The sequence below is a fragment of the Streptomyces sp. NPDC037013 genome, assembly GCF_055607265.1.
Genome location: NZ_JBVJRV010000006.1, coordinates 695,044 through 709,430 on the forward strand (window position 1 = coordinate 695,044; position 14,387 = coordinate 709,430).

The window sequence follows — 14,387 nt, forward strand, 5'->3', positions numbered from 1 at the left end:
CGACCAGCGCGGTACGAGGCCACCTCCCCGGCGTCCGGACGGGGCCCGTACGCTGTCCTTCGTGGCAGAACCAGTGGTGCGCATCCCGGATGCGAAGGTCGCCCTGTCGACGGCCTCGGTCTATCCGGAGTCGACGGCGACGGCCTTCGAGATCGCCGCGCGCCTCGGTTACGACGGCGTCGAGGTCATGGTCTGGACCGACCCCGTCAGCCAGGACATCGAGGCCCTGCGCCGGCTGAGCGACTACCACCAGATCCCGATCCTCGCGGTCCACGCGCCCTGTCTCCTGATCACGCAGCGCGTCTGGTCCACCGACCCCTGGGTCAAGCTGCAGCGCGCGAAGGCCGCCGCCGAGAAGCTGGACGCGTCGACGGTGGTCGTGCACCCGCCGTTCCGCTGGCAGCGGCAGTACGCGCGCGACTTCGTCGACGGGATCTGGCGGATGGCCGGCGAGACGGACGTGCGGTTCGCCGTCGAGAACATGTACCCGTGGCGCTACCGCGACCGCGAGATGCTCGCGTACGCGCCCGACTGGGACGTCACCAAGGACGACTACCGCCACTTCACGGTCGACCTCTCGCACACCGCGACCGCCCGCACGGACGCGATGGAGATGATCGACCGCATGGGCGACCGGCTCGGCCACGTCCACCTCGCCGACGGCAACGGCTCGGCCAAGGACGAGCACCTCGTCCCCGGCCGCGGCACCCAGCCGTGCGCCGAGCTCCTGGAGCGCCTCGCGGCCACCGGCTTCGACGGCCACGTCGTCATCGAGGTCAATACGCGGCGCGCGATGTCCAGCGCCGAACGTGAGGCCGACCTCGCGGAGGCGCTCGCCTTCACCCGGCTGCACCTGGCCTCCGCGGTGCGGGTGCCCCGCTCATGACCGGGGGCGCGCGGCCACCGGCGGCCGCCCCGCGCCGCCGGGGACGCCCTTCCCGTACGGAGGCGGAGACCGGACCCGCCACGCGCGACCAGATCCTGCGGGCCGCCCGCGAGGAATTCTCCGAACGCGGTTACGACAAGACGTCCGTCCGCGGCATCGCCAAGGCCGCCGGCGTGGACCCGGCCCTCGTGCACCACTACTTCGGCACGAAGGAACAGGTCTTCGAGGCGGCCGTCACCGTCGCCTTCGCGCCCGCGCTCCAGGCGCCGGCCGCGATCGAGGAGGGCCCGCCCGAGGGGGTCGGCGAGCGCCTGACCCGCTTCATCCTCGGCATCTGGGAGAACCCCGCGACGCGCGCGCCGCTGCTCGCCATCGTGCGCTCCGCGATGAACAACGACACGGCCGCGGCCGTCTTCCGGCGGCTGATCGCCGCCCAGCTCCTCGGCCGCATCGCGGCCCGGCTCGAACTGCCGGACGCGGAGCTGCGGGCCGAGCTCGCCGCCGCGCAGCTGGTGGGCGTCGCCATGCTCCGTTACGTGATCAAGGTCGAGCCGCTGGCGTCGGCGGACGTGGAACAGCTCGTGGCGCGGGTGGCTCCGGTGGTACAGGGGCATCTGACGGGGGCGTGAGGGGGGACGGGCGGGCGCGCGCGGGCCCGCCGCGATGCGGTCGCTCACCGAGACGGCCGTCCCGCCATCCGGACAGCCTGTCCAGATCCTGGAGCCGCGGCGTACGCTCGACAGCAGCCAGCACCACCTCTCCGTAGGCACACACGGATCCACCCGCATACCAACGGATCGCCGAATCCTGAAGGAGCGAGCGACGATGCCCGAGCTCAGGTCCCGCACAGTCACCCACGGCCGCAACATGGCGGGCGCTCGCGCCCTTATGCGTGCCTCCGGTGTACCCGGGGCCGACATCGGGCGGAAGCCGATCATCGCCGTGGCCAACTCGTTCACGGAGTTCGTCCCCGGCCACACCCACCTCCAGCCGGTGGGCCGCATCGTCTCCGACGCCATCCGCGAGGCCGGCGGCATCCCGCGCGAGTTCAACACCATCGCCGTGGACGACGGCATCGCCATGGGCCACGGCGGAATGCTGTACTCCCTGCCCTCCCGCGACCTGATCGCGGACTCGGTCGAGTACATGGTGGAGGCGCACTGCGCCGACGCCCTGATCTGCATCTCCAACTGCGACAAGATCACCCCCGGCATGCTGATGGCGGCGCTCCGCCTCAACATCCCGACGGTCTTCGTCTCCGGCGGCCCGATGGAGGCCGGCAAGGCCACCCTCGTCGACGGCACGGTCCGCAAGCTCGACCTGGTCAACGCGATCAGCGACGCGGTCGACGAGAGCATCTCGGACGAGGACATCCTCCGCATCGAGGAGAACGCCTGCCCGACCTGCGGCTCCTGCTCCGGCATGTTCACCGCCAACTCGATGAACTGCCTGACCGAGGCCATCGGCCTCTCGCTGCCGGGCAACGGCTCGGTCCTCGCCACGCACACCGCCCGCAAGGAGCTGTACGAGCGCGCGGGCGCCACGGTCGTCGACATCACCAAGCGGTACTACGACGGCGATGACGCCTCCGTCCTGCCGCGCAGCATCGCCACGCACGCCGCGTTCGAGAACGCCATGGCGCTGGACATCGCCATGGGCGGCTCGACCAACACGATCCTGCACCTGCTCGCCGCCGCCCGCGAGGCCGAGGTCGACTACGACCTGACCGACATCGACGCCGTCTCGCGCCGCGTCCCCTGCCTGGCCAAGGTCGCGCCGAACGCCGCGCCCACGACGACGTACTACATGGAGGACGTGCACCGCGCCGGCGGCATCCCCGCCCTCCTCGGCGAGCTGTACCGCGGCGGCCTGCTCAACGAGGACGTGCACACCGTCCACGCCCCCTCCATCAAGGAGTGGCTGGACACCTGGGACATCCGCTCCGGTTCCGCCTCCGCCGAGGCCCTGGAGCTGTGGCACGCGGCGCCCGGCTGCAAGCGCTCCGCCGAGGCCTTCTCGCAGTCCGAGCGCTGGGACACCCTCGACACGGACGCCGCGAACGGCTGCATCCGCGACGTCGCCCACGCCTACTCCAAGGACGGCGGCCTCGGTGTCCTCAAGGGCAACCTCGCGGTGGACGGCTGCGTGGTGAAGACCGCGGGCGTCGACGAGTCGATCTGGACGTTCGAGGGCCCGGCGGTCGTCTGCGAGTCGCAGGAAGAGGCCGTCGAGAAGATCCTCAACAAGGCCGTGAAGGAAGGCGACGTGGTCGTCATCCGCTACGAGGGCCCCAAGGGCGGCCCCGGCATGCAGGAAATGCTCTACCCCACGTCCTTCCTGAAGGGCCGCGGCCTCGGCAAGGCCTGCGCCCTGGTCACCGACGGCCGCTTCTCCGGAGGCACGTCGGGCCTCTCGATCGGCCACGCCTCGCCCGAGGCGGCGTCCGGCGGCACCATCGCGCTGGTCGAGGACGGCGACCGGATCCGCATCGACATCCCGAACCGCTCGATCGAGCTCCTCGTCCCCGAGGAGGAGCTGGCCGCCCGTCGCGAGGCGCTCGGCGGTGTGTACGCGCCGAAGGCCCGCGAGCGCAAGGTCTCCGCGGCCCTCCGCGCCTACGCGGCGATGGCGACCAGCGCCGACAAGGGCGCGGTGCGGGACGTGTCGCGACTCGGCTGAGCCGGAGCGTCGGGCCGGAAACCTTTTGGGGCGCGGGCGCGTCCTTGGTGTGGGAAACACGCCGAGGGCGCGCCCGCGCCGTCGTTCACGTACGGGGGAGAGCACTGTGAGCGAGAACGTCATCACACCCGAAGTCGCCGACGAGCCCATGACGGCCGACGAGCCCATGACGGCCGGCGCGGCCATGACCGCCGACCAGGCCATCGAGGCCCTGGCCGCGCGGACCTACTCGATCGCCGCGGACGTCAACGTCCGCTCGGGTCCCGGCACTTCGTACGGCAAGGTCGGCAGCCTGCGCGCGGGCACCCGCGTCAGCATCGCCTGCCAGAAGCCCGGCGAGACGGTCACGGGACCGACCGGCACGTCGAAGATCTGGGACCGCATCGGCAGCGGCCGGTACGTCTCGGACACGTATGTCCAAACGGGCAGCAACGGATACGTGGCGCCGCGCTGCTGACGGCCTACCGCACCGCCTCGCCCTCCCTCCGGGAGGTACCCATTCCGGGGGGAGGCGGGGCTCAGCCGGACTTCGGCGGCTTCGTCGCGTCGAAGGCGAACACGGTGTTCTGCGCGGCCGCCACGACGACCACGCTCCCGGCGACGGTCACGCGCGGGCTGGCGTTCTCCTCGCCCGCGAGCCCGTCGGCCCGCGGATCCGTCGTCCCCAGCACCTCGCCCTTGCGCGACGAGAGCATGACGACCCGGCCGCTGGCCGAGCTGAGATACAGCACCCCGTGGCCACCGCCACCGCCCGCCACCGGCCCCGACGCACCCTCCACGCCGGTCTGCCGCGACCACTTCATCCGGCCCGTCCTCGGGTCGAGGGCCGTGACGAGCCCGGTCCGCCCGCTCACGAAGACGGTGCCGTCGGCAAGGCCGGGCGTCCCCGCGTACGCCTTCGGCAGCCGTGTGTACGTGGCGTTGTGCGCGTCCCGGTCGATCCGCGTCATGCCGTCGAACCCCGTCGACCGGTACCCCTCCCGGTGCTCGTGGAGGAGGACGAGATCGCCGTCGACGCTGCCGACCGGCTGGGCGGGGCCCTTGACGGCGATGGCGCTGCCGAGCCGCCCGGAGGCCAGGTCGACGACGTGCAGGGTGGGGTGGCGCACCGTGCTGCCCGCCACCTCGGAGCGCGGCGCGCACATCGCGTACAGCCGCTGGCCCGCGGGGACGGGGGCGCACTCCCTGCCCGCGGGGAACGGTGCCTTCCAGCGGACCTGGCCGCCGTGCGCGCGCCGGGCCTCCAAGCGGGTGTCGGACGCGTCGACCGTCACGACGGTCGAGTCGATCACCACGGCGTCCTCGGTGCGTCCGGTGACCGCCGTCGACTGGGCGCCGGACGGCACCGACCAGAGCTCCCTGCCCTTGGCGGCGTCCAGCGCGACCACTTCGGTGGCGGGGCCGCCCGGCGCGTCCTCGGGCGCGAAGCGGTAGCCGACGACGGTGTCATCGGTGGCGCCCACCAGGTGCATGCCCTGGACCGGGACGCCCGGGCTTTTCTCCGTCCAGACGCGGGAGCCGTCCGAGAGCCTGAGCCGGGTCGCGACGACCCCGCCGCCCCCGCAGAACAGCGCGTCGTCGCGCGCCACGCACCGCAGCTCGTCCAGGATGTCCGCACGGCCGCCCCGCACGGTCTTGCGCCACGGCTCGAACCCGCTCGGCAGCCGCGCTCCGGCCGCGGCGATGTCCTCGCCCTTGCCCTCGGCGCCGCCGGGACCGTCCGTGCCGCCGGCCCGCATCACGGCGACCCCGCCGCCGATCGCGGCCACGGCCACGGCGGCCGCGAGCACCGGCCGCCAGCGCCTGCGCAGCCGCCGGCCGATGAGGGTCCCGGACCCGGCGCCGGTCTCTGTTCCGGTGTCATGCGCGGCCGGGGCCGGGGCCGGGGCCGGGGTCGCGGCGGGGGCCGGGACCGGGACGGGGGCCGGTGTGTCGTCGTCCGTCGAGAGGTGGTGCTGGGTGTCCGTCTCGCGCGTGCTGCGCGGAGTTACGGCGGGGTCCGTGGTGCGGCCCAGGTCGGAGGGCAGGTCCCGGAGTCGTACGAGGAGTTCGTCGGCGGAGGGCCGGGCGTCCGCCTCCTTGGCGAGGCACGGTTCGACCACCGCGCGCAGCGCGTCCGGCACCGCGCCCAATGACGGGGCCTCGTGGACCACTTGATAGGCCGTCATGTACGGGCTGTCCGCGTCGAAGGGGCCCTGCCCCGTCGCCGCGTACACCAGCAGCGTGCCCAGCGAGAACACATCGGAGCGCGGCCCGACCCCGCGCGGCGCCTGCAACTGCTCCGGCGACATGAACGGCGGCGTGCCGATCACCCGCCCCGTCATCGTCAGCGTCTGCTGGTCAGTGGCGCGCGAGATGCCGAAGTCGATGACGCGCGGGCCCTCGGGGGAGAGCACCACGTTCGACGGCTTGAGGTCCCGGTGCACGACACCGGCGCGGTGGATGTCGCGCAGCGCCTCCGTCAGGCCGATGGCGAGCGTGCGCAGCTCGGCACCGGCGATGGGGCCCTTCTTGGCGATGTGCTGGGCGAGGGTGTGGCCCTCGATGAACGTCGTCGCCATCCACGGGTGCTCGGCCTCGGGGTCGGCGTCGATCACGGCCGCGGTGAAGGCGCCGCTGACCCGGCGGGCCGCCGCCACCTCCTGCCGGAAGCGGATCCGGAACTCCTCGTCGTCCGCGAACTGCCGGTGGATCAGCTTGATCGCGACGGGGCGCCCCGACGCCGTACGCGCCAGGTACACCGTGCCCATGCCACCGGAGCCGAGGCGTGCCTCGAGCGGGTAACCGCCGATCTCCTCCGGGTCCCCGCCACGGAGCGTCATGCCCACCGACCTCCCCCGGTTCCCCGGCTACGACTTATCCCGCCCAAAGTAACTGCCGGACGGTGCGGCCTGGCAAGGCGGGGGACGAATAGGGCGCGCCTGCGCGTCGGCTCGGACATCGCGGGGCGCGGGTCGCGGGAGGCGGGTCGCCCGGGGCGGCAGGCGATAATCAAACGGTGAGCGAAGAATCCGGCACCCAAGGCCCCTCCGGCCCCGCAGGCACCGCCTCCGGCCCCATCCCCGGCACCGCGCCCGGCCCGCGGCCCGAGCCCCTCCGCTTCTTCGGCACGACCTGGCTCACCCACGACGGCGGTTACGGCGCCCGCCGCGCCGGCGTCGCCGTCGGCTCGCTGGTCGCCGCCGCGGTCGGCTGTTTCGTGCTGCGCTTCGCGTACGAGGGCCTGACCATCGCGGCGGTCGGCAAGTTCGTGAACCTCCTCGTCGTCGTGATGTTCGCGATCTGCAGCGCCATCGCCTTCCGCCGCACCTGGGACGGGTTCTCGCGCCGCCACGACGCGGCGTCGCAGGCCTCGACGCGCGGCCTCATGACGATCGGCTTCATCGGCAGCCTCCTCGCCTACTTCTTCCGTTCCTTGAAGGAGGCCCCGGGCGAACGGCTGCACCGCGAGGAGTACGAGGCGGCGCTGGAGCAGTACGAGAAGCGCACGCAGCGCCGGACGGGCAACCCGTCACGAAAGAACAACCGCAAGCGCTGAACGGTCCCGCTGCCCGAGCACCACCCTCCACGCGCCCGTGCCGCCCATGCCTTCATGACCGCACCCGGCTGCGTGACCGCGCCCGGCTGCGTGACTGCACCCCGCCGCGCGACCGCGCCCGGCTGCGTGGCCGCGCCCGGCTGCGTGGCCGCGCCCGGCTGCGTGGCCGCGCCCGGCTGCGTGGCCGCGCCCGGCTGCGTGGCCGCGCCCCGCCGCGCGACCGCGCCCGGCTGTGTGATCGCACCCGGCTGCGTGACTGCGCCCCCGCCGCGCGACCGCGCCCCGCTGCGCGACGCGCCTCACCGTCGCCTTCATCCGTGGTGGTCAGACGGCCGAGGGCTAGGGGCGCGCCGTGGGGCACGCCCCTAGCCCCGTCGCGCCCGAGCCGCGCCCCGCGCCGGCCACCGACTGACTGACCGCGCGCCCACGCCTTCTTGACCGCACCCTTCCGCGCGCCCGTGCCCTCAGGGTGCGGTCATCCGTGCCTTCATGACCGCACGCATCCGTGCGCGCCCGCACCAGCCGTGCCTTCATGAGCGCACCCCTCCGCGCGACCATGCCCCCATGACCGCATCTCCCTCGCGCGCCCACTCCTTCAACGCGGCCGCCGCCCGGTACGCGGCCCACCGCCCCTCCTATCCGCGCGCCCTCTTCGACGCCGTCGAGCGCCTTGCGGCCCGGCCTCTCGCGGGCGCGCGCGTCGTGGACGTGGGCGCCGGCACGGGAATCGCCACCGCCCTGCTGGCCGACCGGGGCGCGGAGGTCGTCGCGGTGGAGCCGGGGGCCGGCATGGCGGAACAGTTCCGCCGCGCCCTGCCGCACGTACCCCTCGTACGCGCCGACGGCAACGCCCTGCCCCTGGCCGACGGCTCGGCCGACTTCCTCACGTACGCCCAGGCCTGGCACTGGACGGACCGGAACCGCTCCGTCCCCGAGGCCCTGCGCGTGCTGCGCCCCGGCGGCGCCCTCGCCCTGTGGTGGAACGTCCCGGACCACGGGACGCCGTGGCTCCGCGACCAGGCCGGGCGCATCGCCCGCTTCATCGGCCGGGAGAACGAGACCCGGCACACGGCCGACCGCACCGCAGGTCTGCCGTCCGAGCTCGACCTGCGCGGCGACCGGCTCCGCTGGAGCCGCCGGGTCCCGCTCGACACCCACCTGGCCAACATCGCCACGCACTCGGTCTTCCTGGTCCTCGGCGAGGGACGCACGGCCGCCTTCCTCGCCGAGGAGCGCGCGGAGCTGCTGGAGGTGTTCCCGGACGCGATGGTCGAGGAGAGCTACTTCGTGGACCTGGTGGTCGCGCTCCGGCCGTAGTTCACCGGCCCCTCCCGTCTTGACGAGGGGGAGCACCGCGAGGATTATTCATCACATGGTGAATAAAAGCCCGGCGACCGCCTCCGAGGCTTCGGCGGCCCGGCCCGCGCCCCCGTCGTCGACCGCCACCGCCGAAGCCCCGGCCGTCCTGGCCGGGAACCTGACCGTCGTGCGCGGCCCCCGCACCGTCCTGCGCGGTCTCGACTTCACCGTGCCCCGAGGCCAGATCACCGGGCTCCTCGGCCCCTCCGGCTGCGGCAAGTCCACGCTCATGCGCGCGATCGTCGGCACCCAGGCCAAGGTCACCGGCACCCTGAAGGTGCTCGACCACCCCGCCGGAGCCCCCGCCCTCCGCTCCCGCATCGGCTACGTCACCCAGCACCCGTCCGTCTACGACGACCTCACCGTCCGCCAGAACCTCGACCACTTCGCCGCCGTCCTCGACCCGGGCCCCGGCCCCGCCGCCGAACGCCGCCACGCCCACGTGGCCCGCGTCCTCGACGACGTCGCCCTCACCCCGCACGCGGGCTCCCTCGCGGGCAACCTCTCCGGCGGCCAGCGCAGCCGCGTCTCCCTCGGGGTCGCCCTCCTCGGCACCCCCGAACTCCTCGTACTCGACGAGCCGACCGTCGGCCTCGACCCCGTCCTCCGGCGCGACCTGTGGGACCTCTTCCACACCATCGCCACCGACCGCGGCGCCACCCTCCTCGTCTCCTCCCACGTGATGGACGAGGCGGAACGCTGCCACCGCCTCCTCCTCATGCGCCAGGGCCGGCTCCTCGCGGACGAGACCCCCGACAGCCTGCGCACCCGCACCCGCTCCGACACGGTCGAAGCGGCCTTCCTCCACCTCGTCGACGCCGCCGCTGCCGCCGACACCGGCCCGTCGACCCCGCCCGGGAGCCCCCGATGAACGCCTACCGCACCCTCGCCACCGCCGCCCGGGTCCTCAGCCAGCTCCGCCACGACGTACGGTCCATCGGGCTGATGATCCTGGTCCCCTGCCTGATGCTGCTCCTGCTGCGCTACGTGTTCGACGGCAGCCCCCAGACGTTCGACTCCATCGGCGCCTCGCTCCTCGGGATCTTCCCGCTCATCACCATGTTCCTGGTGACCTCGATCGCCACCCTCCGCGAACGCACCTCGGGAACCCTCGAACGCCTCCTCGCCATGCCCCTCGGCAAAGGCGACCTCATCGCCGGCTACGCCCTCGCCTTCGGCGCCCTGGCCGTCGTCCAGTCCACCCTCGCCACCGGCCTCGCCCTGTGGGTCCTCGGCCTGGACGTCACCGGCTCCGCCTGGCTGCTGCTCCTGGTCGCCCTGCTCGACGCGCTCCTCGGCACGGCGCTCGGCCTCTTCGTCTCCGCCTTCGCCGCCTCCGAGTTCCAGGCCGTCCAGTTCATGCCGGCGGTGATCTTCCCGCAGCTCCTGCTCTGCGGCCTGTTCACGCCGCGCGACCAGATGCAGCCGGTCCTGGAGTGGGCCTCCGACGCCCTCCCCATGTCGTACGCGGTCGACGGCATGAACGAAGTCCTCCGCCACCCCGACGTCACCGGCACCTTCCTCCGCGACGTCGTCATCGTCGCCGCCTGCGCCGTCCTGGTCCTCGGCCTCGGCGCCGCCACCCTGCGCCGCCGCACGGCCTGACCGGCCCGCGCGCCCTGACCGGCCCGCAAGCCCTGCCTGCCCGCACGGCGTTCCGCCCACCGGACGCCGCCGCTCCCCTCGGCACCCCAATGCGAGGATGGCCCCCGGACGACGCAACCCCGGAGGCCACCGTTCATGAGCAGCAACACGCGCCAGAAAGTCGCAGTCCTCGGCACCGGAAAGATCGGTGAAGCCCTGCTCAGCGGCATGATCCGCGGCGGCTGGGCGGCCGCCGACCTACTGGTCACCACCCGCCGCCAGGAACGCGCCGACGAACTCCGCACCCGCTACGGCGTCACCCCCGTCAGCAACGCCGACGCCGCCAAGCAGGCCGACACCCTGATCCTCGCCTGCAAGCCGCAGGACATGGCCAAGCTGCTCGACGAACTCGCCCCGCACGTCACCCCCGACCGCCTGATCATCAGCGCCGCCGCCGGCATCACCACCGCGTTCATCGAGGAGCGCCTCCCCGACCGCACGCCGGTCGTCCGCGTCATGCCGAACACCCCCGTCCTCGTCGACGAGGGCATGTCCGTCATCTCCGCCGGCAGCCACGCATCGAGCGACGCACTGGCCCACGCGGAGGCCGTCTTCGGCGCGGTCGGCAAGACGCTCCGCGTCCCCGAATCGCAGCAGGACGCCTGCACGGCCCTGTCCGGCTCTGGCCCCGCGTACTTCTACTTCCTCGTCGAGGCCATGACGGACGCCGGCATCCTGCTCGGCCTGCCCCGCGACAAGGCCCACGACCTGATCGTCCAGGCGGCGGTCGGCGCGTCCGTCATGCTCCGCGACAGCGGCGAGCACCCGGTGAAGCTCCGCGAGAACGTCACGTCCCCCGCGGGCACCACGATCAACGCGATCCGCGAGCTCGAGAACCACGGGGTGCGCGCGGCGCTCATCGCGGCCCTGGAAGCGGCCCGCGACCGCAGCCGCGAGCTCGCCTCCGGCAGCACCGGCTGACCTCGGGCGGTTCGGGTCGGACTGGTGTCCGCGCCTTGGGTTCGGTTGTGGGTCGGGGCCGCGGGGGTATGTGCGTACTCGCTATCCCTGCGTCACGCCGTGCGGACAAAGGCGGCACAGTGGGCTCGGTGCTCCGTGCGCACATACCCCCACGTCCCCTTCCGTCTCGTGGGTGGGTGCGGGCCGTCTTGTTGTTTTTTGCGGGGGCGTTATGCCGCTGCCTTGCGGACCGATTCCGTGGTCACGACCTTCGCGAAGCCGCCGCCGTGCAGGGAGACCGCCGTGGCCTGCGCCAGTTCCTCCGCCTCGCGCCGCCAGCCGAAGGGGCCCGTCAGGTCGAAGGTGTACGTCGCGTCGAGCGGGAACACCACCTCGTACCCGAGGTTCCCGCCCATCCGTGCCGTCGTCTCCGCGCACATGTTGGTCTGGATCCCGACCACCACGAACTGGCCGATCCCCTCGGCTCTGAACCAGGCGTCCAGGTCCGGCGTCCCGTAGAAGGCCGAGTTCACGGTCTTGGTCACCAGGAGCTCGGCGCCCTTCCCGCGCCGCTCCTCCACGTACTCCTTGAAGTCGTTGCCCACGTACCCCGACCGCAGCGGCGACGTCGGCTTCGGCGAGTCATGCCGTACGAACACCACCGGCCTGCCCGTCGCCTGCCACACGTCGATCAGCGAGGCGATGTTGTCGTCCGCGTCCGGATTGTTCCGCTTTCCCCAGAACTCCTCCTCCTCGAAACCCTTCTGTACGTCCACCACGACCAGTGCTGCGTTCTCCGCGATCTCCATGACCACGATGCTGCCGCCGAGCGCCTTGTCGCCCCAGAGGGGTGAAAGCCAGCGATCGATGGTTTACTGCCAGTGTGTCGTCGAGCCGTCCTTCTCCTCAGCGCATCGCTCTCCTCTCCTTTGTCGGCATCCGCGCCTTCGACATCTCCGTCATCACCGAGGTGTGGGGCACCGACCGCACCGACCGGGGCGCCCCCGCCTTCGAACTGCGGCGCGTGGCCGCCGATCCCGGACCCGTGCCCATCCGGGGCGGCCTGACCCTCACCCCGGACCGCCCCCTCCACTGGCTGGCCGGCCTCACCGGCACGGACCTGATCGTCGTCCCAGGCCTGGACGACCACCTCACGCCCGCCCCGCGGCCCGTGCTGGAAGCCCTGCGCGAGGCGCACGCCCGGGGGATCACCATCGCCGCGCTCTGCGGCGGCGCCTTCACCCTCGCCCAGGCAGGACTGCTCGACGGCCGCCGGGCGATCACCCACTGGAACCTCGTCGACCTGCTCCGCACCCATCACCCCCTCGTCTCCGTCGAACCCGACGCCCTCTTCATCGAGGACGGCAACATCTGGACCGCCGCGGGCACAGCCGCCGGCATCGACCTGTGCCTGCACCTGGTCCGGGTCTCCCATGGGTCCGAAGCCGCCGCGACCATCGCCCGCTCGATGGTCACCGCCCCCTTCCGCTCCGGCACCCAGGCCCAGTTCATCGAGCACCCGACCCCGCGCGCCGACCGCGACGCCGATGCCCTCGCCTCCGTACGCGAATACGCCCTCCGTCACCTCCATGAGCCGTTCACCGTCGCCGACCTGGCCGCCCGCGCGGGCATGTCGGCACGCTCCTTCGCACGCCACTTCACCGCCGCCACCGGCACGACCCCGCTCCGCTGGCTCCTCGACCAGCGCATGGCGGCCGCCCAGAAGCTCCTCGAACGCACCGACCTGCCCATGCCCGAGGTGGCCCGCCGCGCCGGCTTCGGCAGCGAGGTCACGATGCGCCAGCACTTCGCATCGCGCCTCGCCACCAGCCCACGCGCCTACCGCGCTTCGTTCACCGGCGGCAGCAGCCCGATCGCCCTATAGGCGCCGTCCACCGTCGGCTTGGCCATGTCCCTGGCCCGCTCGGCGCCTCGCCGCAACACCTCCTCCAAGTACGCGGGGTCCGCCACCAGCTCCTTGTGCCGTTCCTGTACGGGCCTGAGCAGCTCCACCACGGCCTCGGCGGTGTCTGTTTTCAGTGCGCCGTACGACTCGTATACACCGCTCAGGGCTTCTGGGTTCCCACCTCGGCACGCCGCGAGGATCTCCAGCAGGTTCGAGACCCCCGGCTTGGACGAGCGGTCGAACTCGACCACGCTGCCGCTGTCCGTGACGGCCCGCAGGATCTTCCTGCGGATCACGTCGGGCTCGTCGAGCAGATAGATGATCCCGGCGCCGGCCTCATGGGACTTGCCCATCTTCGAGGTGGGGTCCTGAAGGTCCATGACCCGCGCCGCCACCTTCGGCGCGATGGCCCGGGGCACCACGAACGTCTGTCCGTAACGCTGGTTGAACCGCGCCGCCAGATCCCGCGTCAGCTCGACGTGCTGCGTCTGGTCGTCCCCGACCGGCACCTCGTCCGCGTTGTACGCCAGGATGTCCGCGGCCATCAGCGCCGGGTAGGTGAGGAGTGAGAGCCGCACGCTCCCGCCCCGCGCCCGCTCGCGCGCGGACTTCTCCTTGTACTGGATCATCCGCCGCATCTCGCCGTCCGTGGCCACGCACTCCAGCAGATACGACAGCCGGGCGTGCTCGTCCACGTGGCTCTGGACGAACACGGTGGCCTGCTCGGGATCGATCCCGGACGCGAGCAACAGCGTCGCCGCCTGCCGACTGAGCCTGCACACCCGGCCGGGATCGTGGTCCACGGTCAGGGCGTGCAGGTCGACGATGCTGAAGAGGGAGTCGGCCCGGTACTGATCGACCTCGGCCCACTGCCGGATGGCTCCCAGGTAGTTGCCCAGGGTCAGGTGTCCCGTCGGCTTGACCCCGCTGAAGATCCTCGTCATCTCTCCGCCTCCTGGTCGGGACCGCCGGCCCGGCCGCCGGGCTCCAGGTCCTCCGGGGGGAGAAACAAGAACGGCCGCCGAGGCGGCGGCCGTTGAGTACATGCGTATGTACGGCCGCCCTCAGGCGGCCCACCACAGTTGGGCGTACGCACGTGTAGTCACGCCTCTCAGAGTAGACCCGAGGAGGGCCCGCTGTCCGGGGTTGACACTCCGGGAGGCGCTACGTAGTGTTCTCCGAGTTGCCCGACGTGAGCGTCGACCACATGGTCGGTCCCCGGGCAGCCATTCCGCAACAACCATTCAAGCGATCGATGTCGTGTGCCCTCAGGGTCTGCGCCTTCGCCTCGTTTTCATGTGTATTTGCGAAATGAGGAATCCGCGTTCGAAAGGACGCCCCCGATTAGGTCGGGAGCCAGGATTCCGCTAAAGTCTCACTCGTCGGAACGGCCCAACAGCCGTGAGGACAACGCCCGCTGACTGGGAGTCAGGCCCGAAAGGATCTGATAGAGTCGGAACCGCCGGAAAGGGAAA

13 protein-coding genes are annotated in these 14,387 nt (G+C 72.3%); 10 read left to right on the plus strand and 3 right to left on the minus strand.

Annotated elements, in window-relative coordinates:
• The first annotated feature begins 61 nt into the window (after positions 1–61).
• The 4 genes from ACZ7DY_RS25420 to ACZ7DY_RS25435 all read left to right on the plus strand — a co-directional run bounded on the left by ACZ7DY_RS25420 (position 62) and on the right by ACZ7DY_RS25435 (position 4,022).
• Complete coding sequence (locus tag ACZ7DY_RS25420; RefSeq protein WP_471138667.1) at positions 62–886, plus strand: sugar phosphate isomerase/epimerase family protein; 825 nt, start codon at positions 62–64, stop codon at positions 884–886.
• Positions 883–1,515: a TetR/AcrR family transcriptional regulator gene (locus ACZ7DY_RS25425; protein ID WP_471138669.1), complete on the plus strand. Its 633-nt coding sequence runs from the start codon at positions 883–885 to the stop codon at positions 1,513–1,515. The genes ACZ7DY_RS25420 and ACZ7DY_RS25425 overlap by 4 nt, the downstream gene beginning before the upstream one ends.
• A gap of 196 nt (positions 1,516–1,711) precedes the next feature.
• Complete coding sequence (ilvD, locus tag ACZ7DY_RS25430; RefSeq protein ID WP_471138670.1) at positions 1,712–3,565, plus strand: dihydroxy-acid dehydratase; 1,854 nt, start codon at positions 1,712–1,714, stop codon at positions 3,563–3,565.
• 148 nt (positions 3,566–3,713) lie between these two features.
• Entirely contained in the window at positions 3,714–4,022 is a 309-nt protein-coding gene (locus ACZ7DY_RS25435) for an SH3 domain-containing protein (RefSeq protein ID WP_471138714.1), read from the plus strand.
• A gap of 61 nt (positions 4,023–4,083) precedes the next feature.
• Here the strand turns inward: ACZ7DY_RS25435 and ACZ7DY_RS25440 are convergent, their stop codons facing one another.
• Positions 4,084–6,387, minus strand: coding sequence for a protein kinase domain-containing protein (locus tag ACZ7DY_RS25440; RefSeq protein WP_471138672.1), 2,304 nt, complete (start codon positions 6,385–6,387; stop codon positions 4,084–4,086).
• Between the two features lie 176 nt (positions 6,388–6,563).
• Here ACZ7DY_RS25440 and ACZ7DY_RS25445 point away from each other — a divergent pair, with 176 nt between their 5' ends.
• From ACZ7DY_RS25445 to proC, 5 genes are all read left to right on the plus strand, one after another.
• Positions 6,564–7,103, plus strand: coding sequence for an EamA/RhaT family transporter (locus tag ACZ7DY_RS25445; RefSeq protein WP_471138673.1), 540 nt, complete (start codon positions 6,564–6,566; stop codon positions 7,101–7,103).
• 564 nt (positions 7,104–7,667) lie between these two features.
• A complete protein-coding gene (locus tag ACZ7DY_RS25450; protein ID WP_471138674.1) occupies positions 7,668–8,420 on the plus strand; it encodes a class I SAM-dependent methyltransferase in 753 nt (250 codons plus the stop codon).
• Between the two features lie 55 nt (positions 8,421–8,475).
• Complete coding sequence (locus ACZ7DY_RS25455; protein WP_471138675.1) at positions 8,476–9,333, plus strand: ABC transporter ATP-binding protein; 858 nt, start codon at positions 8,476–8,478, stop codon at positions 9,331–9,333.
• Positions 9,330–10,067, plus strand: coding sequence for an ABC transporter permease (locus ACZ7DY_RS25460; protein ID WP_471138677.1), 738 nt, complete (start codon positions 9,330–9,332; stop codon positions 10,065–10,067). Before ACZ7DY_RS25455 ends, ACZ7DY_RS25460 begins: the two co-directional genes overlap by 4 nt.
• A 135-nt stretch (positions 10,068–10,202) precedes the next feature.
• Positions 10,203–11,027 carry a pyrroline-5-carboxylate reductase gene (gene proC, locus ACZ7DY_RS25465; RefSeq protein ID WP_471138679.1) on the plus strand — a complete coding sequence of 275 codons (825 nt, stop codon included), beginning with the start codon at positions 10,203–10,205 and terminating at the stop codon, positions 11,025–11,027.
• Between the two features lie 209 nt (positions 11,028–11,236).
• Here proC and ACZ7DY_RS25470 read toward each other — a convergent pair whose 3' ends face one another.
• Positions 11,237–11,815 carry a cysteine hydrolase family protein gene (locus ACZ7DY_RS25470; protein ID WP_471138681.1) on the minus strand — a complete coding sequence of 193 codons (579 nt, stop codon included), beginning with the start codon at positions 11,813–11,815 and terminating at the stop codon, positions 11,237–11,239.
• A gap of 74 nt (positions 11,816–11,889) precedes the next feature.
• Here ACZ7DY_RS25470 and ACZ7DY_RS25475 point away from each other — a divergent pair, with 74 nt between their 5' ends.
• Positions 11,890–12,891: a GlxA family transcriptional regulator gene (locus ACZ7DY_RS25475; protein WP_471138683.1), complete on the plus strand. Its 1,002-nt coding sequence runs from the start codon at positions 11,890–11,892 to the stop codon at positions 12,889–12,891.
• On the opposite strand, the gene trpS is transcribed toward ACZ7DY_RS25475, so the two are convergent.
• A complete protein-coding gene (gene trpS / locus ACZ7DY_RS25480) occupies positions 12,846–13,856 on the minus strand; it encodes a tryptophan--tRNA ligase (protein WP_471138684.1) in 1,011 nt (336 codons plus the stop codon). The genes ACZ7DY_RS25475 and trpS overlap by 46 nt on opposite strands.
• Between the last annotated feature and the right edge of the window lie 531 nt (positions 13,857–14,387).

Coding starts and splice junctions, on each gene's coding strand:
- ACZ7DY_RS25425 (WP_471138669.1), top strand. CDS start 883: ATGACCGGGGGCGCGCGGCCACCGGCGGCCGCCCCGCGCCGCCGGGGA.
- ilvD (WP_471138670.1), top strand. CDS start 1,712: ATGCCCGAGCTCAGGTCCCGCACAGTCACCCACGGCCGCAACATGGCG.
- ACZ7DY_RS25435 (WP_471138714.1), top strand. CDS start 3,714: ATGACGGCCGACGAGCCCATGACGGCCGGCGCGGCCATGACCGCCGAC.
- ACZ7DY_RS25440 (WP_471138672.1), bottom strand. CDS start 6,387: ATGACGCTCCGTGGCGGGGACCCGGAGGAGATCGGCGGTTACCCGCTC.
- ACZ7DY_RS25450 (WP_471138674.1), top strand. CDS start 7,668: ATGACCGCATCTCCCTCGCGCGCCCACTCCTTCAACGCGGCCGCCGCC.
- ACZ7DY_RS25455 (WP_471138675.1), top strand. CDS start 8,476: ATGGTGAATAAAAGCCCGGCGACCGCCTCCGAGGCTTCGGCGGCCCGG.
- ACZ7DY_RS25460 (WP_471138677.1), top strand. CDS start 9,330: ATGAACGCCTACCGCACCCTCGCCACCGCCGCCCGGGTCCTCAGCCAG.
- proC (WP_471138679.1), top strand. CDS start 10,203: ATGAGCAGCAACACGCGCCAGAAAGTCGCAGTCCTCGGCACCGGAAAG.
- ACZ7DY_RS25470 (WP_471138681.1), bottom strand. CDS start 11,815: ATGGAGATCGCGGAGAACGCAGCACTGGTCGTGGTGGACGTACAGAAG.
- trpS (WP_471138684.1), bottom strand. CDS start 13,856: ATGACGAGGATCTTCAGCGGGGTCAAGCCGACGGGACACCTGACCCTG.